The sequence below is a fragment of the Streptomyces sp. NPDC048288 genome (assembly GCF_043201555.1).
Classification (GTDB): Bacteria; Actinomycetota; Actinomycetes; order Streptomycetales; family Streptomycetaceae; genus Streptomyces.
This window is the reverse complement of record NZ_JBICZD010000004.1, coordinates 625938-652204: the sequence shown is the minus strand read 5'-3', so window position 1 is coordinate 652204 and position 26267 is coordinate 625938. Positions and strand designations below refer to the sequence as shown.

Here is a 26267-nt window from a genome sequence, read left to right as displayed (position 1 = left end):
AGCGGTTCCTTGCCTTTCCGGTCTGATGAACTCTGGTGAACGTGGTGGGGTCAGCTCAGTTCGTCCGCGCGCCGTACCACCGCCTCCAGCGCCCGGAACCAGGTCCCGGCCAGCTCCCGCACCGCGTCCTCGGTGAGCAGTCCGGTCGCGTACGCCCAGTGGGCGCTGAGCTCCGGCCCGTCGGGGCGGTCCTCGGTGAGGGCGTTGAGGGTGAGCGCGTGCGACATCGGCATCCCGGCGTCCGGGTCGAGGTCGGCGGCGTCCTCCTCGGGGGCGTAGGACCAGTCGGCGGCCTCGGGGCGGCCGAAGCGGCCCATGTAGTTGAACTCGATCTGCGGCTCGGCCAGTTCGGCGAGGAGCGGGCCGGTCGCGGGGTTGAGCCGGCGCAGCAGGCCGTGGCCGATGCCGGCCATGGGCAGGGCGGTGAGACGGTCGTGGATCCGGGCCACGGCCGCGTCCAGGGCGGGTCCGCCCGATAGGGCGTCCGGGCCGGTCGCGCCCGGGTCGAGCCGGACCGGGACGACGCTGGTGAACCAGCCGACCGTACGGGACGGATCGGCGTCGCCCGCGATTGTCTCCTCGCGGCCGTGGCCCTCCAGGTCGACCAGGACGGGTCCGCCGGGGGCGGCCGCGCCGAGGGTCCGGGCCCGCCAGTCCCCCACGGCCAGGGCGAACGCGGTGAGCAGGACGTCGTTGACGCTCGCCCCGAAGGCGGCCGGGGCCCGGCTCAGCAGAGGTCCGGTGAGGTGGGCGGGCAGGGTCAGGGAGAGGTGGCGGGTGGTGGCGACCGTGTCCAGCGCCGGGTCGAGGGGTCGGGGCAGCGGGAGTTCGGCGCCCTCGGCGAGCGCGGAGGTCCACCAGGGCAGCTCGTCCTCGGCGGCCGGTTCGACGGCCCGGGCGCCGAGCAGCCGCGACCAGCGGGCGAACGACAGCTCCACCGGGGCGAGTTCGGGGGTACGACCGCCACGGACCGCCGCCCAGGCGGTGGCCAGGTCGGGTAGCAGCACCCGCCAGGAGACGCCGTCGACCACCAGGTGGTGGACGAGGAGCAGCAGCCGTCCGGGCCGCTCGGGCCCGGCGTCGAACCAGACGGCCCGCACCATGGCCCCTGCTTCGGGGTCGAGCCCGGCCAGAGCCGTCGGCGCGTGGCGGGCGACGGCGTCCCGCAGCGCGGTCTCGTCCCCGGCGGCCTCGCGTACGTCGACCCGGGCGAGCCAGGTCGATACGTCGGTGTCGGCAGCCGCCGGCACCTTCAGCGCGGCCTCCGGGGTGCGGACGAGCCGGGCGCGGAGCATGTCGTGCCGCTCGGCGAGCGCTCCGAGCACGGTCAGCAGTCCGGGCTCGGTCAGGTCGGCCGGGGTGCGCAGCAGCGCGGCCTGGTGGTAGGCGGCGAGGGGGCCGCCGCGGTCGAGCAGGGCGCGCATGATCGGGGTGAGCGGGACGGTTCCGGTGCCGTCGTCGTGCGTGGCGTGCCGTTCGCCCGCGCCCAGCGGGACGGCGACGGCGGCCAGGGCGGCGACGGTGCGGTGCTGGAGGACCTGGCGGGGCGTGAGGCGCAGTCCGCCCGAGCGGGCCCGGGCGACGAGTTGCATGGCGACGATGCTGTCGCCGCCGAAGGCGAAGAAGTCGTCGTCGGTGCCGATCGCCTCGGCGGGCAGTCCGAGGGCGTCCGCGAACAGGTCGTGCAGGGCGTGCTCGGTGTCGTTCTCCGGGGCCCGGCCGCCGCCCGAGGCGGTGAAGTCCGGGGCGGGCAGGGCGGCCCGGTCCAGTTTGCCGTTGGACAGCAGCGGCAGCCTCTCCAGCACCACGACGGCGGCCGGGACCATGTAGTCGGGCAGGGTGGCGGCTGCGTGCGCCCGCAACTCCGTGCCGTCGGCGCCGTCGGCGACCGCGTACCCGATCAACTGCCGTACTCCTGGCCGGTGTTCGCGTGCCACGACGACGCTCCGCGCGACGGCCGGGTGGGTGTCCAACGCGGCCTCGATCTCGGCGAGTTCGACCCGGTAGCCGCGGATCTTGACCTGGTCGTCGGTGCGGCCGGCGAACTCCAGCAGGCCGTCCTCGGTCCAGCGGGCCAGGTCGCCGGTGCGGTACATGCGTGCCCCGGGCATCCCGAAGGGGTCGGCGACGAAGCGTTCGGCGGTGAGCTCGGGGCGGCCGAGGTAGCCGCGGGCCAGGCCCGGTCCGGACAGGTACAGCTCGCCGGTGACACCGGGCGGGACCGGGCGCAGGACGGTGTCCAGGACGTAGGCGCGGGAGTGGTGGACGGGGCGGCCGACGACCGGCCGGGCGCTGTCGCGGACCCGGCCGACGAGGGCGTCGACGGTGGTCTCGGTGGGGCCGTAGAGGTTGAACGCCTCGGTGTCCGGGAGCGCGGCGAGCCGGTTCCACAGCGACTCGGGTACGGCCTCGCCGCCGAAGCCGACCACCGCGAGCGGGCATTCGCCGTCGGGCCCGATCAGGCTGCTGTCGGCCATCCGGGCCAGCAGGGACGGGGTGACCTCGATGAAGTCGATGCCCCGGGCGCGGATGAACTCGGCGAGGAGTTCGGGGTCGCGGCGGGTGTCGTCGTCGGCGATGTGCAGGGCGTGCCCGTCGAGCAGCCACAGCTGGGGCTGCCAGGAGGCGTCGAAGGAGAACGACCAGGCGTGTCCGACCCGCAGCCGGCGCAGTCCGGTGCGCTGCTTCGCCAGGTCGTGCAGGTCGTGGCGGTGGCTGTGGAAGAGGTTGGCGACTCCGCGCTGGGTGACGACGACCCCCTTGGGGCGGCCGGTGGAGCCGGAGGTGTAGATGACGTAGGCGGGGTGGTCGGGGCCGGGCGCCGTGGGTTCCGTCTGCGGCAGGGCGTCCGCCGGGGCGTCCAGGAGCAGGACCGGGATGCCGGTGGCGGGCAGGTCGGCGGCGGTCCGCGCGGTGGCGAGGATCAGGACCGGGCGGGCGTCGTCGAGCATGCCGGTGAGGCGGGCCTCGGGCAGGTCGGGGTCGAGGGGCAGATAGGCGGCGCCCGCGCGCATCACGGCGAGGATCGCGGCGATGTGGTCGGCGGTGCGGGGCAGGGCGAGGGCCACGATCCGCTCGGGCCCGGCGCCGTGCCCGGCCAGGACGCGCGCCAACTCCGCGCTGCGGGCGTCGAGTTCGGCGAAGGTCCAGGTGGTACGGCCGTCGGTGACGGCGATCGCGTCCGGGGTGGCGGCGGCCTGGGCGGCGAACAGCTCCGGTACGGTGCCGGGCCGTTCGGTGGCCGGGAGCGCGTTGTCGTTCCAGGTCTCCAGGACGGTGTACCGGTCGGCGGAGCCGAGCAGGTCGAGCCGGCCGACGGGGCGGTCCGGGGCGGCGGCCATGCCGGTGAGCAGGCCGGTGAGGGCGTCGGTGAGCCGTCGTACGGTGGCCGCCTCGAACAGGTCGGGGCGGAACTCGGCGGTCACCCGCAGCCGTTCGGCGGGTTCGACCGCCCAGGCAAGGGGATAGTGGGTGGAGTCCGCGTGTTCGCGGACCGTGACGCGCGGCGCGTCTCCCGTCTCCGCCTCGGGTTCCGCCACCGGGTACGACTCGAACACCACGAGGGTGTCGAAGAGTTCGCCGAGTCCGGCGGCGCGCTGGATGTCGGCGAGGCCGAGGTGCTGGTGGGCGATGAGCCGGGACTGCTCGTCCTGGAGCCGCTCCAGCAGGGTGCCGGTGCTCTCCTCGGGGCGGACGCGCACCCGGACCGGGACGGTGTTGATGAACAGGCCGATCATCGCCTCGGACCCGGGGAGTTCGGGTGAGCGGCCCGCGACGGTGGCGCCGAACACCACGTCGTCGCGTCCGGTGAGCCGGCCGAGCAGTACGCCCCAGGCCGCCTGCACGAGGGTGTTGACGGTGACGCCCCGGCTCCGGGCGAACGTCTCCAGTCGCGCGGTGCGGTCGGTGTCCAGTTCCACGGTGTGGGTGTGCGGGACGGCGGCGGCCCGGTCGGGGTCGGCGGGCGCGAGCCGGGTGGGTTCGGCGAGCCCGCTGAGGGCCTCGGCCCAGGCGCCGGCGGCCGTCGCCGGGTCCTGGGCGGCCAGCAGCCGCAGATGCGCCCGGTAGGGGGCGGGCGGGGCCGGGGTGCGGCCCTCGTAGCGGGCCCACAGTTCGGCGGTGAGCAGGGGCAGCGACCAGCCGTCGAGGAGCAGGTGCTGGTGGGAGAGGACGAGGCGGTGCCGGCCGGGTCCGGTCCTGGCCAGCAACAGCCGCAGCAGCGGCGGCTGTTCGGGGTCGAAGCGGCGCCGCTCCTGGGCGAGCAGCCGGGTCCAGTCGTCCGGCTGTCCGGCGAGGTCGAGCTGGCGCCAGGGCAGCACGGCGGTGCGCGGTACGACGGCCACGGGCCGTCCGGAGGACAGGTGCCGGAAGCCGCTGCGCAGGTTCTCGTGGGCGTCGAGCAGGTCCTGGGCGGCGGCGCGCAGCCGGTCGGCGTCCAGGGGCCCTTCGAGGTCGTAGGAGACCTGGACGGTGTAGACGTCGGGTCCGTCGTCGGCGGAGTCCAGGGCCGCGTGGAAGAGGAGTCCGGCCTGGAGCGGGGAGACGGGCAGCACGTCGGTACCGGCGGGCAGGGCGGCGACCTCGGCGCGCTCGGCGTCGGTGAGGTCGAGCAGGACGGTGTCCTCGGCCCGCGCCTCGGTGGTGGCCGCCGTCGTCGCCACGGCGGCGAGTCCGGCCACCGACTTGTGCCGGAACACGTCGCGCGGGCTGAACGCCAGCCCGGCGGCGCGGGCCCGGGCGACCAGTTGCATGGCGACGATGCTGTCCCCGCCGAGGGCGAAGAAGTCGTCCGCCACACCGACCCGTTCGAGGCCGAGCACCTCGGCGACGAGGGCGCCGAGCGTCTCCTCCAGCGGGGTGCGGGGTCGGGTGTCGGTGACCTCGGCGGCGAAGTCCGGCGCGGGCAGCGCCCGGCGGTCCAGCTTGCCGTTGGGGGTGAGCGGGAGGGCGTCGAGGGTGACGACGGCGGCCGGGACCATGTGGTCGGGCAGCGTCCGGGCGGTGTGGGCGCGCAGTTGGGCGGTGTCCACGCCGGTACCGGCCGGGACCACGTAGGCGACGAGCCGTTCGTCGCGCAGGACGACGGTGGCGTGCGCGACGGCCGGGTGGGCGGCGAGCACGGCCTCGACCTCGCCGAGCTCGATCCGGAAGCCGCGCAGTTTGACCTGGTCGTCGGTGCGGCCGAGGTACTCCAGCTCGCCGTCCGCGGTCCAGCGGGCCAGGTCGCCGGTGCGGTACATGCGGCTGCCCGGGGGACCGTACGGGTCGGCGGGGAACCGCTCGGCGGTCAGCGCGGGCCGGCCGAGGTAGCCGCGGGCCAACTGGACGCCCGCCAGGTACAGTTCGCCGGCCACCCCGGGCGGCACGGGCCGCAGGCGGGCGTCGAGCACCAGGGTGCGGGTGTTCCACACCGGGCGGCCGATCGGCACGGCGGCCGGGTCGGCGGGCACCTCGTGCGCGGTGACGTCGACGGAGGCCTCGGTCGGGCCGTAGAGGTTGTGCAGGCGGGCGGTGGGCAGGACCCGGTGGCAGCGGGCGGCCAGCGGGGCGGGCAGGGCCTCGCCGCTGCACATGACCTGGCGCAGGGTCGCGCAGTCGGCGGCCGTGGGTTCGTCGAGGAAGGCGCGCAGCATCGACGGCACGAAGTGGGCCGTGGTGACGCGCTCGCGCCGGATCAGTCCGGCCAGGTAGGCCGGGTCCTGGTGGCCCTCGGGCCGGGCCACGACCAGGGCGGCGCCGGTGATCAGGGGCCAGAAGAACTCCCACACCGACACGTCGAAGCCCGCGGGGGTCTTCTGCAGCACTCGGTCGCCCGGGTCGAGGCGGTAGGTGTCCTGCATCCACAGCAGCCGGTTGACGATCCCCTGGTGGGGGACGGTGACGCCCTTGGGGCGGCCGGTGGAGCCGGAGGTGTAGATGACGTAGGCGGGGTGGCGGGGGTCGTAGGAGGCGGGCAGGGGCGCGTCGGAGGGGTGCTCGGGTGTGCCGTCGGCGTCCACGGTGAGGCGGGGCACGGTGGTGTCCGGAAGGGTGACGCCCTCGGCGGTGACCAGGCAGACCGGGCGGGCGTCGGCGAGGGTGTACGCCAGCCGCCCGGCCAGATAGCCGGTGTCCAGGGGCAGGTGGGCGGCGCCCGCACGGTGCACGGCGAGCAGGGTCACCACCAGCGCGAGGGAGCGCGGGAGGGCGACGGCGACCGTGGCCTCGGCGCCCGCCCCGTGTGCGACGAGGGTGTGGGCGAGCCGCTCGACCCGCAGGTCGAGTTCGGCGTAGCTGAGCGAGGTGTCCTCGAAGACGAGCGCGGTGGCGGCCGGGGTGCGGGCGGCCTGGGCGCGGAACAGTTCGGGGAGCGTCAGGTCCGGGACGGTCCGGGCGGTGTCGTTCCAGCCGGTGAGGACGAGGGCGCGTTCCTCCTCGCGCAGCACGTCGAGGGTGCCGACGCGGCGGCCGGGATCGGCGGCGACCTGCTCCAGCAGGGACTCCAGGCGGCGGCCGAGGAGTTCGGCGGTGCGCCGGTCGAAGAGGTCGGCGCTGTACTCGATCCAGCCGTCGATGTGCTCGTCCCGCTCGACGAAGTCGAAGCTGAGGTCGAACTTGGCGCTGTCCTGGCCCACGGTCTCGCGGCGGACGGTCAGCCCCGGCAGCGCGGGTCCGTCGCCCTGGTCCGCCAGGTGGACGACCATCACCTGGAAGAGCGGGTGGCGGGCGAGGGAGCGTTCGGGGTTGAGGGCCTCCACCAGCCGCTCGAAGGGCAGCTCCTGGTGGTCGTAGGCGGCCAGGTCGGTGTCCCGGACCCGGCCGAGCAGTTCGGCGAAGGTGGGGTCGCCGGACAGGTCGGTGCGCAGCACCAGGGAGTTGACGAAGAACCCGACGAGGTCTTCGAGGGCCTCGTCGGAGCGGCCGGAGACGGGGGCGCCCAGCGGGATGTCCTCGCCCGCGCCGAGCCGGTGCAGCAGCGCGGCCACGGCAGCCTGGGCGACCATGAACATGCTGACGCCGTGCTCCCGGGCGAGGCCGCGCAGCGCGCCGGCCAGGGCGGGCGGCAGGGTGAAGCCGGTGGTGCCGCCGCGGCCGGTCGGCTCGGCGGGGCGCGGCCGGTCCACGGGCAGGTTCAGTTCGGCGGGGAGCCCGCGCAGGGTCTCGGTCCAGTGGGCGAGCAGCCGCGGCTCGGACTCGGCCAGCAGGTCGCGCTGCCACAGCGTGTAGTCGGCGTAACTCGCGGGCAGCGGCGCCCAGTCGGGGGCCCGGCCGGTGGTGCGGGCCGCGTACGCGGTGGAGAGGTCGGCGAGCAGCGGTCGGTCGGACCACTCGTCGGTCGCGATGTGGTGCAGCAGGAGCAGCAGCACGTGTTCGTCGGGCCCGGTCTCGAACAGGGTGGCACGGAAGGGAAGTTCGCGCTCCAGGTCGAAGGGGTGCGCGGCCTGCCGGGCGAGGTCCTCGAACGGGGCGCTCGCCAGCGGTACCCGGACGTCCGCCGGGTCCAGGACGTGCTGGTGCGGGACCCCGTCGACGGCCGGGAAGACGGTCCGCAGCGGGGTGTGCCGGGCGGCCACGTCGTCGAGGGCGGCCTGCAGGGCGGCCCGGTCGAGGTGGCCGGTCAGCCGCCAGGCCGACGGGAGGTGGTAGGCCGTGCTCGCGCCGTCCACCTGCGCGAGCAGCCACAGCCGGCGCTGCGCCGAGGACAGCGGCAGCGGTTCGGGACGCGGGCGCGGGGCGGCGAGCGCGGGCCGGGCCGCGCCGCCGGAGGCGTCCGTGCGGGCGGCGAGCAGGGCCACGGTGGGCGCCTCGAAGACCGCGCGGACCGTCAGTTCCGTGCCGAGCGCCACGCGGACGCGGCTGACCAGGCGCATGGCGAGCAGCGAGTGGCCGCCGAGGGCGAAGAAGTCGTCGTCCACGCCGATCCGTTCGCGGCCCAGGACGTCGGCGAACAGGGCGGCGAGGATCTCCTCGCGCGGGGTGCGCGGCGGAGTGCCGTCGCCGGTGGCGGAGGTGAACTCGGGGGCGGGCAGCGCCTTGCGGTCGAGTTTGCCGTTCGGGGTGAGCGGCAGGGCGTCGAGGGTGACGTAGGCGGCGGGGACCATGTGGGCCGGGAGCGCGGCGGCGGTGTGGGCGCGCAGGGCGGTCGCGTCCACCACCGGGCCCGCGGCGGGGACGACATAGGCCACCAGCGCCTGGTCGCGGACGGCGACGGTGACCTGCGCGACGGCCGGGTGGGCGGCGAGCACGTTCTCGATCTCGCCGGGTTCGACCCGGAAGCCGCGCACCTTCACCTGGTCGTCGGTGCGGCCCAGGTACTCGACCGTGCCGTCCGCCGTCCAGCGGGCCAGGTCGCCGGTCCGGTACATGCGCTCGCCGGGTGCCCCGTGGGGATCGGCGACGAACCGCTCGGCGGTCAGTCCCGGCCGGTCCAGATAGCCGCGGGCCAGCTGCACGCCCGCCAGGTACAGCTCGCCCGGGACGCCGGGCGGCACCGGGCGCAGGGCGGCGTCGAGGACGTAGAGCCGGGTGTTCCAGACCGGGCGGCCGACGGGGACGACGGTCGCGCCGGGGCCGATCTCGATCGCGGTGACGTCGACGGACGCCTCGGTGGGGCCGTAGAGGTTGTGCAGTCCGGTGTCGAGCACCTCGTGGCAGCGGCGGGCGAGCGCGGCGGGCAGGGCCTCGCCGCTGCACATCACCCGGCGCAGGCCGGTGCACTCGGCGGCCGTCGGCTCCTCCAGGAACAGCTGGAGCATGGAGGGCACGAAGTGGACGGTGGTGACGTCCTGTTCGCGGATCAGCCGGGCCAGGTAGGCGGGGTCCCGGTGGCCCTCGGGGCGGGCCACGACCAGGCCCGCGCCGGTGATCAGCGGCCAGAAGAACTCCCACACCGACACATCGAAACTGGACGGGGTCTTCTGCAAGACCCGGTCCGCGGGCGTCAGCCGGTAGGTGTCCTGCATCCACAGCAGCCGGTTGACGATGCCCGCGTGCGGGACGACGACGCCCTTGGGGCGACCGGTGGAGCCCGAGGTGTAGATGACGTAGGCGGGGTGCCGGGGGTCGTACGACGTCGGGAGCCCGCCCTCCGGGCCGGTGGGCAGGCCGTCGCGGATCACGCAGACCGGGCGGGCGTCCTCGACCATCAGGGCGAGCCGGTCGGCCGGGTAGTCCGGGTCCAGCGGCAGATAGGCGGCACCGGCGCGGTGCGCGGCCAGCAGGGCGACGACCAGGTCCACCGAGCGCGGCAGGGCCACGGCGACGGTCCGCTCGGGGCCCGCGCCGAGACCGGCCAGGACGCGGGCGGTGTACTCGACACGGGCGTCCAGCTCGGCGTAGCTCAGCCGCTGTTCCTCGAAGACGAGGGCGGTGGCGTCGGGGGTGCGGGCCACCTGGGCACGGAACAGCTCGGGCAGGGTGGTGGGCGGGACGGGGTGGGCGGTGGCGTTCCAGTGGGTGAGGACGCGGGTCCGCTCGTCCTCCGCCAGGACGTCCAGGTCCCTGACCGGCAGGTCGGGTTCGGCGGAGACGTGCTCCAGGACCCGTACCGCGCGGTCCGCCAGCAGTGCGGCGGTGGCGTCGTCGAAGATGTCGGTGGCGTACTCCAGGATCAGGACCAGGCGGTCGGACTCGTCGACGTAGGTGAAGTGCAGGTCGAACTTGGCCATGCCGGTGTCCATGTCGAACCACTCGGTGGCCAGGCCGAGCACGTCGGGGTCGCCGTCGGGCCGGTGGTGGTAGCCGAGCATGACCTGGAAGAGCGGGTTGCGGCCGGCCGCGCGGGGCGGGTTGAGGGCCTCCACCACACGGTCGAAGGGCAGGTCCTGGTACTCGAAGGCGGACAGCGACGACTCCCGTACCCGGCCCAGGAGTTCGCGGAAGGACAGCCGGTCGCCGGACAGGTCCGTGCGCAGCACCAGGGTGTTGACGAAGAAGCCCACCAGGTCACCGAGCGCCTCGTCGGTGCGGCCCGCGATGGGCGCGCCGAGCGGGATGTCCTCGCCCGCGCCGAGCCGGTGCAGCAGGGCGGCGGTGGCGGCCTGGAACAACATGAACATGCTGGTGCCAGTGGCGTTCGTGAGGTCGCGCAGAGCGTGCCCGGTAGCCGCGGGCAGCTCCAGCCGGACCTTGCCGCCGCGTCCGGTGGGCTCGGCGGGGCGCGGCCGGTCGGCGGGCAGGGTCAGCTCGTCGGGCAGTCCGCGCAACGCGTCGGTCCAGTGGGCGAGTTGGGTCTCGCCGGTGGCGGCGAGCAGGTCCCGCTGCCAGAGCGTGTAGTCGGCGTACTGGACGGGCAGCGGCGCCCAGGCCGGGGCGCGGCCCGTGCGGCGGGCCGCGTAGGCGGTGTCGAGGTCGGCGAGGAACGGCCGGTCCGACCACTCGTCGGTGGTGATGTGGTGCAGGACGACGGCGACCACATGGTCGTCGGCCGCGAGGCGGAACACCTCGCAGCGCAGCGGGAGTTCGGCGGTGAGGTCGAAGGGGCGGCGCTGGGCGGCCTCGATCAGCGCGGGCACCTCGCTCTCGGTGGCGTCGACGACGGTGAGCGCCGGGTCGGCGTCCTCGGCCCGGACGATCCGCTGGTACGGCTCGCCCTCGTGGGCCGGGAACACCGTGCGCAGCGCCTCGTGGCGGCCCGCCACGTCCCGCAGGGCGGCGCGCAGGGCCTCGGTGTCGAGGTCGCCGCGGAGCCGGAGGACCAGCGGGAAGTTGTAGGCGACACCGCTGCCGGTGATCTGCTCGACGAGCAGCAGCCGGCGCTGGGCCGGGGACAGCGGGATCCGGTCGGGCCGGTCGGCCACCGGGGTGACGGGCGGCCGGGCCGGGCTCGCCTCGCCGACGCGGGCGGCGAGCCGGGCGGGGGTGGGCGCCTCGAACAGGTCACGGATGGCGAGTTCGGCGCCCAGTTCGGTGCGGGCCCGGCTGACCAGCCGGGTGGCCAGCAGCGAATGGCCGCCCAGGTCGAAGAAGTTGTCCTCGGCACCCGCCTCGGGCAGCCCCAGCACCTCCGCGAACAGACGGCACAGCACCACTTCCCGCGGGGTGCGGGGGCCGCGTCCGCCGCCGAGGGCGACGGCGGGTTCGGCCTCGGGCAGGGCGCGCACGTCGAGCTTGCCGTTGGCGTTCATGGGCAGCGTTTCGACGGTGACGAAGGCGGCCGGGACCATGTACTCGGGCAGCTCACGGCCGAGGTCCTCGCGCAGGCGCCGCACCAGGGCGCCGGTCTCGCGGGCGGCGGTGGGGTCGTTGGCGTACGGCCCGGTGCCGCCGCCGGGGCGGAACAGGCCGCCGGTGAGCCGGTGTTCGGCGGCGAGGAACACGGCGTCGTACGTCCCGGTCCCCGGCCCCGGCGCCCAGGTGGTCAGCACCCGGTGTCCGGCCTCGGCACCGAGGGCGTGCAGGGTCTCCGGGTCGACACCGTCCGCGCGGACGCGGCCGTCGGGGATCCCGGTGACGCGCAGCGCGCCGGACCCACCGGTGCGCGCGCCTTCGCCGACGCGGGCGGCCAACTGCTCCGCCTGGCCGAGCAGTTCCGAGACCGCCTCGGAGGTCCAGCCGCCGCGCGCCAGTTCGCCCACGGTGCGCGCGGTGGTCCAGTCGACCGTCGGCGCGTCGTCGAGGCGGACGTCGGGTTCGCCCGCGTACAGGACGACGTCGTAGCGGTGCCGGGTCAGCTCGTTGTGGTGGACGCCCCGCTTGGTGCGCAGGTCGACGCCGTGGCCGAGGGTGGTGAAGTAGTCGGGGTCGACCAGGAGTTCCTTCTCCAGGCGCAGGCCGCGTTCCACCGCCCGCTCCAGGTCGGCCTCCGCCGTCCCCCGGGCGCGCTGGATCTCGGTGTGGAAGGTGCGGGCCAGCCGCAGGTTGCGGACGTCGCCGACGAACAGGGCGCCGCCGGGCGCGAGCAGCTCCATGGCGCCGTCGATGACGGCGGTGAGGTACTCGACGCTCGGGAAGTACTGGATGACGGAGTTGATGACGATCGTGTCGAAGTGGCCGGTCGGCAGGCCGCTCAGGTCGTCGGCGGGGCGGCAGCGCAGTTCCACCCGGGAGGCCAGCTCGGGGTCCCGGGCCCGCAGCTCCGCCCCGATCTTGCGGATGACCGGGGCGGCGAAGTCGGTCGCCCAGTACTCCTCGGCGTCCGGGGCCAGCCGGGACAGCAGCAGACCGGAGCCGACGCCGATCTCCAGGATCCGGCGCGGATTCAGGGAGCGGACGCGGGCCACGGTCGCCTCGCGCCACTCGTGCATCTGGTCGAAGGGGATGGGCTGCCCGTCGTAGGAGCTGTCCCAGCCGTCGTACTGCTCGGTGAAGACGGCGGTGCCGATCTCCTCGTACTCGTCGGAGTAGATCTCCTGCCACTCCCCCACCTGCGCGGCCTCGGCGGCGGAGCGTTCGCCGGCGTCGGCGCCGGAGGGCACGACATAGCCGACGAGGCGTTCGTCGCGGACCACGACGGCGGCCTGGGCGACCAGCGGGCGGCGGCTGAGGGCGGTCTCGATCTCGCCGGGCTCGATGCGGTAGCCGCGGATCTTGACCTGGTCGTCGGTGCGGCCGAGGAAGTCGAGGTTGCCGTCGGGGCCCCGGCGCACCAGGTCGCCGGTGCGGTACATGCGCTCGCCGGGCTCCCCGAACGGGTCGGCGACGAACCGTTCGGCGGTCAGGGCGGGCCGGTCCAGATAGCCGCGGGCCAGGCCGATGCCGGCGATGTACAGCTCGCCGGGGACGCCGTCGGGCACCGGGCGCAGCCAGGCGTCCAGGAGGTGGGCGCGGGTGCCGCGGATGGGCTTGCCGACGGTGGGGGTGGCACTGTCGAGGGTGCCGCCGCCGAGGGTGTTGATGGTGTACTCGGTGGGCCCGTACAGGTTGTAGCCGTACGTCCCCTCGGTGTCGCGCAGGGCCGCCCAGACCGTCTCGGGGACCGCCTCGCCGCCGAGCAGGACCAGCGGCGGGACATGGCCCCGCAGCAGACCCTGCTCGATCAGCAGCCGGGCGTAGGTGGGCGTGACGTTGACGACGTCGACGCGGTGCTCTTCGCAGTAGGCGACCAGGGCCTCCGCGTCGCGCCGCAACTCCTCGTCGCAGACGTGCACTTCGTGGCCCTCGACGAGCCAGAGCAGTTCCTCCCAGGACATGTCGAAGGCGAAGGACACGGTGTGCGCGATCCGCAGCCGCCGGCCGCCGGCCGCGGCGATGGCCGGTTCGAAGATCTCCTTCTGGTGGTTGAGCTGCATGTTCGTCAGACCCCGGTAGGGGGTGACGACGCCCTTGGGGCGGCCGGTGGAGCCGGAGGTGTAGATGACGTAGGCGGGGTGTTCGAGGCTGAAGCGGCGCCGGACGGGGGTGTCCGGCAGTCCGGCCAGCTCCCGCTCCACGGCGGGGTCGTCGAGCAGGACGCGGGGCGTCGCGCCGTCCAGGGTGGCGGAGACGGCCGCGTTGGTGAGCAGCAGCAGGGGGCGGGCGTCGGCCAGCATCAGGGAGAGCCGGTCGGCCGGGTGGTCCAGTTCGAGGGGCAGGTAGGCGGCGCCGGTGCGCAGCACCGCGAAGAGGGCGACGACCATGTCCAGGGAGCGCGGCAGTCCGAGGGCGACGACCCGCTCGGGACCCGCGCCGTGCCCGATCAGCAGCCGGGCCGTGCGGTTCACGGCCGCGTCGAGTTCGGCGTACGTCAGCGTCCGCTCGCCGAAGACGAGGGCGCGGGCGTCCGGGGTCCGTACGGCCTGGGCGGCGAGCAGGTCGGCGACGGTGTCCTCGGGGTCCTCGACCCGGCCGGCCGCCCGTTCCTCGCGCAGCGCCGCGTGTTCCGCGGGCAGCAGCGGGTCCAGCGAGCCGACGGGGGCCGTCAGGTCGGCGGTGAGCAGGTCGAGGAGCAGGGTGAAGCGGTCGAGGAGGTCCCGCGCCCGGTCCGCCGGGACCAGGTCGGGCCGGTGGGTCAGGGTCACCGCGATCCGGTGCCCCGGGGTGACGACGAGGTTGGCCGGGTAGTGGGTGGCGTCGACATTGGCGACGGCGGTGGCGCCGTGCCGGGTGCGCAGCTCGGCCAGCCGGTCCTCGGTGTCGTTGTTGCGGAGCACGAACAGCGTGTCGAAGAGCTTGCGGTGGCCGGTCTCGGCCTGGAGCACACCGAGGCTGAGGTGCTCGTACGGCATCAGGTCGAGCCGCTCGCCCTGGATCCGGCGGAGCAGGCCGAGGACCGGCTCGGCGGGGTCGAAGGCGATCCGGGCCGGGACCGTGTTGAGGAACAGGCCGATGATGTGCTCGACGTCGTGGACCTCGCTGGGCCGACCGGCGACGGTGGTGCCGAACACGACGTCGGTCCGGCCGGTGGCGGAGGCCAGGGTGAGGCCCCAGGCCGCGTTGAGCAGGGTGTTCAGGGTGAGGCCGTGGACGCGGCCGGTCTCCCGCAGCCGGTCGCCGAGTGCGGCGCTCAGGCGGGTGTCGAGCTGGTCGGGGATGACCGGTTCGAGCCCGTCGGCGGCCGCCGGGGCGAGCAGCGTGGGCTCCTCCAGACCGGCCAGGGCGGTGCGCCAGGCGGCGGTGGCGGCCGAGTCGTCCTGCTGTTCCAGCCAGGTCAGGTAGGCGCGGTAGCTGCCGGGCGCGGGCAGGGCGGACGCGTCGCCGCCGGTCTCGTACAGCGCGAACAGCTCGTCCAGGAAGAGCCAGGCCGACCAGCCGTCCCAGAGGATCAGATGGCGGCCGACGACGAGCCGGTCGCCGCGCTCGGCGCCCAGGCGCAGCAGGAGCAGCCGGAACAGCGGGGGCGCGGACAGGTCGAACCGGCGGTCGCGTTCGGCATCGGTCAACTCCCGGACGCGGGCGTCCTGTTCGTCGGGCGGGAGGTGGCCGAGGTCGACCTCGTCGAGCGGGATCTCCGGGTCCTCGACGATGAACTGCACCGGCTGGTCCAGCCCTTCGCTGGTGAAGCCCGCGCGCAGGCCGGGGTTGCGGTTCAGCAGGGTGCGGACGGCGGCGCGCAGCTGGGCCGCGTTCAGGCGGGTGGCGAAGTCGAAGGTCTCGTGGACGGTGTAGACGTCCAACGCGCCCTGGTCGTAGGCCGAGTGGAAGAACAGGCCTTCCTGGAGGGGGGCCAGCGGCCAGACGTCGGCGACCGCGGCCGGGGCGGCGAGGGCGCGGACGCGGGCGTGTTCGGCGTCGGTGAGGGTGAAGGCGGCAGCGGTGGTGGCCGCTTCACGCGCAACCGTGCCGGTGGTGGCCGCGAGGGCGGCGGGCGTGCGATGGGTGAAGACGTCACGCGGGCTGAGGTCCAGGCCTGCCGCGCGGGCCCGGCTGGCGACGCCGATGGAGCTGATGCTGTCGCCGCCGAGCCGGAAGAAGTCGTCGTCCGGGCCCACGTCCGCGATGCCGAGCACACCGGCGAAGATGTCGGTGAGCCGCCGCTCCAGCGGCCCCGCGGGTTCCCGGCGGGCGGCCCGCTCGGCCTCGGGGGCGGGCAGCGCGGCCTGGTCGAGCTTGCCGCTCGGGGTGAGCGGCAGGTCGGCGAGGACGACGTACGCCTCGGGGACCAGCGGCGCGGGCAGCGCCCCGGCGAGGGCGGCACGCAGCTCGGCCGGGTCGGCGACCGCGCCGGCCGCCGGGACCGCGTAGGCCACCAGCCGCTGCTCCCGGACGACGACGGCGCCGCGCGCCACCGCCGGATGCCGGGTCAGCACGGCCTCGATCTCGCCGAGTTCGATCCGGTTGCCGCGCAGCTTGACCTGCCGGTCGGTGCGGCCCAGGTAGTCGAGAGTGCCGTCCGGACCACGGCGCACCAGGTCACCGGTGCGGTACATGCGGGTGCCGGGCGCGCCGAAGGGATCCGCGACGAAGCGGTCGGCGGTCAGCGCGGGCCGACGGTGGTAACCGCGGGCCAGCTGGACGCCGGTCAGGTACAGCTCGCCGGGCACCCCGTCGGGCACCGGGCGCAGGCAGGAGTCCAGCACCCGCAGACCGGTGTTCCACACCGGCCTGCCGATGGGCACGGTGGTGTCGGGGGCGCCGTCGTAGGCGTGGTGCGTCACGTCGACGGCGGCCTCGGTGGGCCCGTACAGGTTGTGCAGCGGTACGCCGGTCAGCTCGCGCCAGCGGGCCGCCGCCTGCCCGGGCAGGGCCTCGCCGCTGCTGAGGACGCGGCGCAGGGAGGCCGCCCAGGACGGGTCGCCGGTCACCTCGTCGGAGGCGAGGAACGCCTCCAGCATCGACGGCACGAAGTGCAGGGTCGTCACGGACTCGGCCCGGATCAGACGGGTGAGGTAGGCGGGGTCACGATGCCCGTCGGGTGCGGCCAGGACGACGGCGGCGCCCTCGCACAGCGGCCAGAAGAACTCCCAGACACTGACGTCGAAGCCGGCCGGTGTCTTCTGCAGCACGCGGTCGTCGGCGGCGAGCCCGTACGCGCCCTGCATCCACGCGAGCCGGTTGCCGATGGCGCGGTGGGTGACGACGACACCCTTGGGGCGGCCGGTGGAGCCGGAGGTGTAGATGAGGTAGGCGGGGTGGTCGGGGGTGAGGGGGGTGGGCTCCGGCACGTCGCGGAGGGCGACGAAATCCGGTAGGTCCCGGAGGTCGTCCTCCTCCTCGGCCTCCTCGACGTGGAGGATGTCCAGTCCGTCCGCCTGCGGCAGCCGGGCCGCGTCGCGGGCGGTGGTGACGACGGTCCGGGCGCCGGAGTCGGCGAGCATGTACGCGAGGCGGTCGGCGGGGTAGTCGAGGTCGAGCGGGAGGTAGGCGGCGCCCGACTTCAGCACCCCCAGCAGGGCCACCATCAGCTCCGCCGAGCGCGGTACGGCTACGGCGACGAACTGCTCGGGCCCGGCGCCCCGGGCGCGCAGCCTGCGGGCCAACGCCTCGGCGCGGGCGTCGAGTTCGGCGTAGGTGAGGGCGGTGCCCTCGTGGACGACCGCGGTCGCGTCGGGCGTACGGGCGGTCCGCGCGGCGATCGCGGCCGGCAGGGTGGTCGCCGGTACGGTGTGCCGGTCGCCCTCCGGGTGGACGCGCTCGGCGTCCGTGAGCAGGTCGAGGGCGGCCACCGGGCGTGCGGTGTCCTCGGCGAGGGCGTCCAGGACGCGGACGAGCCGGTCGGCGAGCCGCTGCACGGCTTCGGCGGGGACGCGGTGCGCGTGGTGCTTGAGGCGCAGGTCGAGCCGGCGGCCGGGCTTGACGATCAGGGCCAGCGGATAGTGCACGGCGTCGTGGAAGGCGTGCCCGGTCAGCCGGACGGTACCGGTCGGGTCGGTGAGGTCCGGCTCGGCGGGGTAGTTCTCGAACACCACGAGGGTGTCGAAGAGTTCACCGCCGCCCGCGTGCCCGGCGGCCCGCTGGATCTCGGCGAGACCGAGGTGCTGGTGGTCGAGGAGGGCGCTCTGCTCGCGCTGGAGTCGCTCCAGGACGGCGCCGAGGGTGTCGGCGGGGGTCCAGGCCAGCCGGGTGGGCAGGGTGTTGATGAAGAGGCCGACCATCGACTCGATGCCGTCCACGGCGGCGTCGCGGCCGGAGACGGTGGTGCCGAACACCACGTCCTGACGGCCGGTCAGACCCGAGAGCAGCAGGCCCCAGGCGGCCTGGACGACCGTGCCGAGGGTGACGCCGTGCTCGCGGGCGCGGGCGATGAGGCGGGCGGTGGTGCGCTCGGGCAGCTCGACACGGAGCTGGGCGGGCTCGACCGGTCCGGCGGCCGGGGTCTCGATCAGGCGGGTGGGCTCGTCGAGACCCGCGAGGGCGGTGCGCCAGGCGTCCCGGGCGGCCTGGCGGTCGGCGCGGGCGACCCGGGCCAGGTAGCCGCCATAGGGGGCGACTTCGGGCAGTGGGGCGGGCTGTTCGCCGTAGAGGGCGAGGAGTTCGCGGTGCAGGACGGGCAGTGACCAGCCGTCGGCGACGATGTGATGGAACGTCAGGACGAGGTGGCTGCGGTCCTCGCCGAGGTGGACCAGGGCGCAGCGCAGCAGTGGCGGGCGGGCGAGGTCGAAGCGGCGGGCGCGTTCGTCGGCGGCGACGGCCTCGGCGAGGCCCGCGCGGACGGCGGAGTCCTGGGCGGCGAGGTCGACCTCGCGCCACGGCACGTCGAGGCCGGTGGCGACGAGCTGGGCGGGGCGGCCGTCGGGGAGCTGGCGGAAGCAGGCCCGCAGCGGGGCGTGCCGGTCCAGCAGCCGCTGGGCGGCACGGCGCAGCAGGCCGCCGTCGACCGGCCCGGCGAGTTCGATCACCTGCTGGACCACGTAGGCGTCGTGCTCGGCGCCGTCCACGAGGGCGTGGAAGAAGAAGCCCTCCTGGAGCGGGCCGAGCGGCAGGACCTCGGCGACCGTGAGCGGGTCCTGGCCCTGGAGCGCGGCGAGTTGTCCGGCGGTCGGCTGGTCCCAGGGGGTGTCGGAGGGGTCCTGCGGGTCGGTGGCGGTGCGGGCGGCCGTGGCGAGCTGGGCGACCGTGCGGTGCCGGAAGACGTCGCGCGGGGTGAGTTCCAGACCGGCCCGGCGGGCCAGCACGAGCAGCTGGATGGCGACGATGCTGTCGCCGCCGAGGGCGAAGAAGTCGTCGTCGACGGTGACCGAGGGCACCCGCAGGGCGCGCGCGTACAGGTCGCACAGCAGGCGTTCGCGCTCGGTGCGCGGGGCGCGGCCCGAGCTGAGCAGGCCGTAGTCCGGGACGGGCAGGGCGGCGGAGTCGAGCTTGCCGCTGGGGGTGACGGGGAGCCGGTCCAGCGGGACCAGGGCGGCCGGGACCATGTACTCGGGCAGGAACTCGGCGGCGTGCGCGCGCAGTCGGGTCATCAGCGCGGTGACGTTGCGGAACGGCGCCGGGCGGTTGGCGTGCGGGTGGGCCGGGCCGGGGAGGTAGAGCGGGCCGGGCGGGGTGTCGTCGCCGAGCGCGAACAGCGCGTCCAGGCTGCCGTCCTCGGCGTCCGCGGTCCAGGTGAGGGCGATGCGGTAGCCGTGCCGGGCGGCGGTCTCGTGCAGGGTCTCGGGGTCGACTCCGGCGCTGCCGGTGCGGCTGCTGTCGTCGAGGGTGCCGAGGGCGGCCAGGTCGGGGGCGAGGCGGGCGTTGGGGATGCCCGTGACGCGCAGCCGGTCCGGGCGGCCGGCGGCGGCGAGGTACGCGTCGAGGGCCTCGGGGGTGCCGAGCGCGGACCAGGGAAGGTCCGGTGCCGCGGCGGCGGGCCGGTCGGTGCCGGGGCGCAGGACGACGTCGTAGCGGTAGCGGGTCAGTTCGTTGTGGTGGGCACCGCGCTTGATCCGGATGTCGGCGGTGAAGCCGTCGAGCGTCGCGAAGTAGTCGGGGTCGAGGAGGAGTTCGCCCTCCCAGGCGACGGCGCGGTCGACGGCGGCGCGCAGGGTGTCCTTGTCGTCGGTGGTGGCGCGGCCCGCCTCGATGGCGGTGGCCAGGGTGCGCAGCAGCCGCAGGTTGCGCACGTCGCCGACGAACAGGGCGCCGCCGGGCGCCAGGAGGCGGGCGGCCGAGTTCAGGACGTCGGTGAGGTAGTCGGCGCCCGGGAAGTACTGGACGACGGAGTTGACGACGATCGTGTCGAAGTGGCCCTCGGGCAGGCCGGTCAGTTCGTGCGCGGGCCGGGCGTGCAGGCTGACCTTGCCGGCCGGCCCGGGTGCGGCGTCGACCTGGGCGCGCAGGGCGCGTACCGCCTCCTCGGAGAGGTCGGTGCCGACGTACTCGGCGCACTCGGGGGCGATCCGGGAGAGGAGCAGGCCGCTGCCGACGCCGATCTCCAGGACCCGGCGGGGCCGCAGTTCGCGGATCCGGGCGACGGTCGCGTCCCGCCACTCGCGCAGGTCGGCGAGCGGCAGGGGCAGGCCGTCGTACATGCTGTTCCAGCCCGCGAAGTTCTCCTCGAACCGGTCCGCGCCGGCGGCGGAGTAGAGGAGTTCGTGCAGGTCCTTCCAGTCGGCCACGGCTTCGTCGGCCTCGGCGGCGGCCTCCAGGGAGGGCACGACGTAGGCGGCGAGACGGCGGTCGCCGGGCCGGTCCTCGCGGACCACGACGGCGGCCTGGTCGACGGCGGGGTGGGCGCGCAGCACCGACTCGATCTCGCCGGGCTCGATCCGGAAGCCGCGGATCTTGATCTGGCTGTCGACGCGGCCGTGGAACTCCAGCCGCCCGTCGGACCTCCAGCGGACCAGGTCGCCGGTGCGGTAGAGGCGTTCGCCGGGCGCGCCGAACGGGTCGGCGACGAACCGCTCGGCGGTCAGCGCGGGGCGGCCGAGGTAGCCGCGGGCGAGTCCGGCGCCGCCGAGGTACAACTCCCCGACCACACCGGCGGGTACGGGCCGTAGCCGGTCGTCGAGGACGTAGGCGCGGGTGCCCGGGTCGGGGACGCCGATGGGGACGACGGTGCCCGCCGGGGTGTCGGGATCGCACCGGCCGAGGGTGGAGTTGGTGGTGGCCTCGGTGGGGCCGTAGGCGTTGAACATCATCCGGCCGCGTGCGAAGCGGCCGACCAGTTCCGGCGAGACGCGCTCGGTGCCCGCCAGCAGCGTCGCCGTGGCCGGGAGCCGCACGTCCTCGGGCAGGGCGGCCAGCAGGGCGGGCGGCAGGATCATGAAGGTGATGCCGTGCGCGTTCGCGTAGTCGGCGAGGGGTGCGCCGGGCACCCGGCGGTCGGCGGGGACGACGACCAGCCGGCCGCCGGAGAGCAGGCCGAGGCAGAGGTCCCAGAAGGCCACGTCGAAGCTGGGCGAGGCGAACTGCAGGACCCGGCTGTGCGGGCCGATCCCGAACCGTTCGCGCTGGGTGGCGACCAGTTTGGCGACACCGGCGTGAGAGAGCACCACGCCCTTGGGGCGGCCGGTGGAGCCGGAGGTGTAGATGACGTAGGCGGCGTGCGCGACGGTCAACCCGGCTGCGGACGCCGGGTCCTGGGCCGGGTGGGCGGCCAGCTCGGCGACGGTCTCCGGGGCGTCCAGGACCAGCGGGTCCAGGCCCGGCGGCAGGTCGGGGACCATCTCGGCGGTGGTGACCAGGCAGACCGGGCGGGCGTCGTCCAGCATGTAGGCGATGCGGTCCGCCGGATAGTCGGTGTCGACCGGCAGATAGGCCGCACCGGCCTTCAGTACGGCGACCTCCGCGACGATCATGTCGGCGGAGCGCGGTACGGCGAGCGCCACGACCTGCTCGGGTCCGGCGCCCCGGGCCACCAGGGCGTGCGCCAGCCGGGCGGCGCGGGCGTCTAGTTCGGCGTAGGTGAGGCGGACGTCCTCGTGGATCAGGGCCACTTCGTCGGGGCGGGCGGCGACCTGGTCGGCGAACATGTGCGGCCAGGTGCGCGCGGGCACGTCGTGGTCGGTGTCGTTCCAGTCGCGCAGGATCCGCTGCCGCTCCTCCTCGCCGAGGAGTTCGAGGTCGGCGAGGGGGGTGCCGGGCCGGGCGAGGGCGTCGGCGAGGAGCGTGGCGCAGTGGCCGAGGATCCGGTCGACGGTGGCGGGTTCGAAGAGGTCGGCGGCGTAGTCCGCGCACAGCCGCCCGTCGGTCACGGACAGCGCCAGGTCCAGCGGACCGCCGCCGTCCCAGGGGGCGGTGCCGAAGCCGGTGGCGCACAACAGGGCGCCACCGCGCCCGGGTTCGGGGGCGAGCAGTCGTAGCAGCTCGGCGGTGGGCAGCCGGTGGGCGGTGGCCTCCGCGCGGGTGGCGGCGAGGTGCTCGCGGAGCTCGGCGAACGGCATGCCGCCGGACACCGACAGCCGTAGCGGAAGGCCGTCGTGAGTGACCGTCAGGTCCTGGGCCGTGCCGCCGCCGTACCGGTGCAGCAGGGTGACGAACGCGGCGAGGAGGGTGTCCTCGTCGGCGGGCGCGGCGAGCGCGGCGGTGCGGGTGGCACGCGGCCGGGGCTCCAACGGGTGTGCGGGATAGGGGAAGTCGAGCGGCAGTGCGGTCTCCGGTGCGGGGGCGGCGAACCGTTCCCGCCAGTAGTCCTCCGTGGGTGTCGTCTGCGCCGCGGAATCCGTGGCGGAAGAAGGTGCGGAAGAACGCGTGTTGCCCGACACAGCTGCCCGTGCCTCCCCATAGGTGTGGAACGGCTCAGCGGAGCCGCGACCGCTCGCATAGTAAGGTAAGGATTGCCTAACTCAACAGAGCCAATGTGGTTTCAGCGGTCCAAGTCACAGCTGCTGAGGTTATGCTCACCTAACCTGCTCTCGGGACTGTTCACGGTCCACCGGACGACCGCATGGAGACCGGCAAGTGGCTTCAGGCAGAAGGCTTCGCACCACGGTGCTGGTGACGGTGATCGTCGCCCTCCTGGTCCTTTTGTCCCTCCTCTCCGTGGCGTTGGGGGCGTTGAGCATCCCGCCCGGACAGGTGGTCCGCTCGGTCCTCGGGCATCCGCCGAGCCGGCTCGTGGACAACGTGGTCTGGTCGGTACGCATCCCGCGCACCCTGCTCGGCCTGACCACGGGCGCCGCGCTCGGCATGTCGGGCGCGCTGATGCAGGCCCTGACCCGCAACCCGCTCGCCGACCCCGGGATCCTCGGGGTGAGCGCCGGGGCATCCTTCGCGATCGTCGTGTCGGTCGCGGTGCTCGGGGTCGGATCGCTCTACGTCTCCGTGTGGTTCGCGTTCGCCGGGGCCTTCGCCGCGAGCGTCCTGGTCTTCCTGCTCGGGCGGCTGGGCCGGTCCGGGGCGACCCCGGTGAAGCTGGCGCTCGCCGGAGTGGCCGTCACCTCGCTGCTCTCCTCGCTCACCAGTGCCGTGGTCCTCACCGACCAGGACGCGCTGGACCGTTACCGGTTCTGGTCCGCCGGCACCCTGGCCGACCAGGACTCCGGCGACCTGCTGCGCATCCTGCCGTTCCTCGCGGTCGGCGCCGTGCTCGCCCTGTCCTGCGCCCCCGCCCTGAACAGCCTGGCGCTCGGCGACGACGTGGCCGCCTCCCTGGGGCGCCGGCTGGGTCTCGTACGACTCCAGGGCGTGACCGCGATCGTGCTGCTGACCGGCGCCTCGGTCGCCGTCATCGGTCCGGTCGTCTTCCTCGGCCTGGTCGTGCCGCACATCGCCCGGGTGCTCGCCCAGGCGGCCGGTATCGGCCCCGACCACCGCTGGCTGCTGCCGCTGTCCGCCGCGCTGGCCCCGGTGCTGCTGCTGACCGCCGACATCGCGGGCCGGATGGTGGCCCGGCCCACCGAGATCCAGGCCGGTGTCCTCGTCGCCTTCCTCGGCGGCCCGTTCTTCATCGCCCTGGTCCGCCGACGCAAGCTCGCGGAGGTGTGAGCATGACCGCCCAGCGCTCCCCCGCCGCACCGTCCTCCCCCGCCGTCCCGTCCTCCCCCGCCGCACCGACGCGGTCCTCCCCGGCCGCCGCGGCCCGGTCCGCGCTGCGCGACCGGCCGTTCCGGCTCACCGCTCCCCCGGTCTCCGGGATCCTGCGGCCGCGCCTGGTGCTGACCGGAGTGCTCCTGGCCGTGGGCGCGTTCGCGCTGTTCTGCTGGGGCCTGGCCGTCGGCGACTACCCGGTGACCCTTCCCGAGGTCGTCAAGGCCCTGTTCGGGGTGGGCGATCCGGGCACGGTCACCGTCGTCCAGGACCTGCGGCTGCCGCGCGCCCTGACCGGGCTGCTGGTCGGGGTCGCGTTCGGGGTCTCCGGGGCCGTGTTCCAGACGATGACCCGCAACCCGCTGGCCAGCCCGGACATGATCGGGCTGACCGCGGGCGCCGGGACCGCGGTGGTGGGGGCGGTGGTCCTCGGCTGGACCGGCGGCCTCGGGCTGTCCACGCTGGGCCTGCTGGGCGCCCTGGCGACCGCGCTGCTGGTCTACGTGCTGGCCTGGAAGGGCGGGGCCACCGGCTACCGCATCATCCTGGTCGGCATCGGCGTCTCCTGGATCTGCACCAGCGCCACCGACTTCCTGGTGGCGCGCGGCAACCGGTTCGAGGCGGAGGAGGCGCTCGGCTGGCTGGTCGGCAACCTCAACGGCCGGACCTGGAGCCAGGTGGACTCCCTGGCGATCGCCCTCGCCGTGCTGCTGCCGGTCACTCTGGGCCTCGGCCGCTGGATGCGCACGCTCCAGCTCGGCGACGACGTGGCCGCCGGGCTCGGCACCCCCGTCCAGCCGGTCCGGCTGGCGCTGCTGCTGACCGGAGTGGGCCTGGTCGCCTTCGGCACGGCGGCGGCCGGCCCGGTGGCCTTCGTGGCGCTGGCCTGCCCGCAGATCGCCCTGCGTCTCGCGGGCACCTCGACACCGCCCCCGCTCGTCTCCGGTCTCACCGGCGCGTTCGTCGTCCTCGGCTCGGACCTCCTCGCCCGCGAGGCGGTCCCCGGGACGGAACTGCCGGTCGGGATCGTCACCGGCGTCCTCGGCGCGCCGGTCCTGCTGTGGCTGCTCATCCGCGCCAACCGCGCGGGCTCTGGAGGCTGATCCCATGTCGACCACCGACCCGCGTACGCCGGGCACCCCCGAACCGCGTGCCGCCGGGCCCGAGTTGCGCGCCCGCGGCCTCCATCTCGCCTACGACGGACGGCCCGTGGTGGCCGACCTCGACCTCACCGTGCCCACCGGCCGGATCACGGCCATCGTCGGCGCCAACGCCTGCGGCAAGTCGACCCTGTTGCGCGCCCTCGCCCGGCTGCTGGCCCCGCGCGAGGGCGTCGTCGAACTGGACGGCACCGCCCTGCGCTCCCTACCGACCCGGGAACTCGCCCGCACCCTCGGCATCCTGCCGCAGACGCCGGTGGCGCCCGAGGGGCTGACCGTCGCCGACCTGGTGAACCGCGGGCGCTCCCCGCACCAGACCTGGTGGCGGCAGTGGTCGGCGGCCGACGAGGAGGCCGTGCGGGCGGCGCTGGCGGCGACCGGCCTGACCGAGCTGGCGGACCGGCCGGTGGACGAGCTCTCCGGCGGCCAGCGGCAGCGCGCGTGGATCGCCATGGCCGTCGCCCAGGGCACCCCCGTGCTGCTCCTGGACGAGCCGACCACCTATCTCGACCTCGCCCACCAGATCGACGTGCTGGACCTGATCACGGACCTCAACCGGCGCGAGGGCCGCACGGTGGTGATGGTGCTGCACGACCTCAACCAGGCCTGCCGGTACGCCGATCACGTCATCGCCATGAAGGCGGGACGGATCGTCGCGCAGGGCGCACCGGCCGAGGTGGTCACCGAGGCCACCGTCGAGGACGTCTTCGACCTGCGCTGCCGGATCTCCCCCGACCCGGTCAGCGGCACGCCGATGGTCATCCCGCTGGGCCGCCACCACCACGACGGCGGTGGCGAGCCCCGTGCGACGGAGGACGCGGTGACGGCGGGCGTCGAGTGAGCCGGACGGGGGTCCGGCCCGGGCCCGTTCAGGGACGGGACGTCAGGTATCCGCCCATCGTGCGGAAGTAGTCCGCCGCCGCGTACTCCGTGCCGTCGTCCGTGCGGACCCGGCGGACCAGCAGCCCCCGGCAGCGCCCGGTGTACGCGTCGGCGCCCGCCACGACGACCACGCCGTCCCCCTCCCGGATGAAGATCCGGCCCGGAGTACCGCCGTAGCAGCCCTCCGAAACGGCGGCGGAGACGATCCGCAGCCGCTCGCCGCGGTGGAAGGCGTAGGCGTTCGGGTACGGGTCCGACTGCGCGCGGACCAGGCGCTCCAGGCGCTCCGCAGGCCAGTTCCAGTCGATCCGGCTGTCCTCCGCCGAGCGCTTGTGGAAGAAGCTGGCGCGGGTCCGGTCCTGCGGCACCCACTGGCCGGCGTCCCGGCCGGAGGCGATCAGGTCGAGGGACTCGCGCACGATGGGCGCGATGAGGTCGACCGTGCGGTGGAACAGGTCGGTGGCCGTGTCGGCGGGCCCGACCGGCACCGAACGCTGCACCAGGACGTCCCCGGCGTCGAGTTCGGCGTTCATCCGGTGCGCGGTCACCCCGACCCGCTCCTCGCCGTTGACCAGCGCCCAGATGATCGGGGAGAACCCGGCGTAGGCGGGCAGCAGCGAGTCGTGGACGTTGAGGGTGCCGTGCGGGGGCAGGTCGAACAGCTCGGGCGGCAGCCAGGTCCGCCAGTTGTTGGCGACGATGATGTCCGGCCGCGCCTCCCGTACCGCGTCGAGGAGTTCGGCGTCGTCGGGGCGGTTGCGCAGCAGGACCGGCACGTCGTGCTTCTCCGCCAGCTCGGCGACGTTGTCGTCCCAGATCTTCTCGTAGGCGTGCTCGCTCCTGGGGTGCGTGACGACGAGGACGACCTCGTGGTCGGAGTCCAGCAGCGCCTGCAGCGTGCGGTGGCCCCAGGTCTGGTAGCCGAGCATGACGACCCGCATGTGGTTCTTCCCTTCCGAGACTCCATTGCTAGGTAAGCCTTACCTTATCTAGCATGAGGCTGCC

At 74.8% G+C, this 26267-nt stretch carries 5 protein-coding genes; 3 read left to right on the top strand and 2 right to left on the bottom strand.

Features of this window, described 5'->3' with window-relative positions:
- Positions 1 to 50: 50 nt before the first annotated feature.
- Complete coding sequence (locus ACGFZS_RS18245; RefSeq protein WP_393795916.1) at positions 51 to 21956, bottom strand: non-ribosomal peptide synthase/polyketide synthase; 21906 nt, start codon at positions 21954 to 21956, stop codon at positions 51 to 53.
- A gap of 226 nt (positions 21957 to 22182) precedes the next feature.
- Here ACGFZS_RS18245 and ACGFZS_RS18240 point away from each other — a divergent pair, with 226 nt between their 5' ends.
- The 3 genes from ACGFZS_RS18240 to ACGFZS_RS18230 are packed head-to-tail and all read left to right on the top strand — an operon-like array spanning position 22183 to position 25221.
- Positions 22183 to 23178: a FecCD family ABC transporter permease gene (locus ACGFZS_RS18240; RefSeq protein WP_393796027.1), complete on the top strand. Its 996-nt coding sequence runs from the start codon at positions 22183 to 22185 to the stop codon at positions 23176 to 23178.
- Positions 23179 to 23180: 2 nt separating this feature from the next.
- Entirely contained in the window at positions 23181 to 24323 is a 1143-nt protein-coding gene (locus tag ACGFZS_RS18235) for a FecCD family ABC transporter permease (protein WP_393795915.1), read from the top strand.
- Between the two features lie 4 nt (positions 24324 to 24327).
- A complete protein-coding gene (locus tag ACGFZS_RS18230; protein ID WP_393795914.1) occupies positions 24328 to 25221 on the top strand; it encodes an ABC transporter ATP-binding protein in 894 nt (297 codons plus the stop codon).
- Between the two features lie 28 nt (positions 25222 to 25249).
- Here ACGFZS_RS18230 and ACGFZS_RS18225 read toward each other — a convergent pair whose 3' ends face one another.
- On the bottom strand, positions 25250 to 26203 hold the full coding sequence (locus tag ACGFZS_RS18225) for a methionyl-tRNA formyltransferase (RefSeq protein ID WP_393795913.1): 954 nt from the start codon (positions 26201 to 26203) through the stop codon (positions 25250 to 25252).
- Positions 26204 to 26267: the final 64 nt, after the last annotated feature.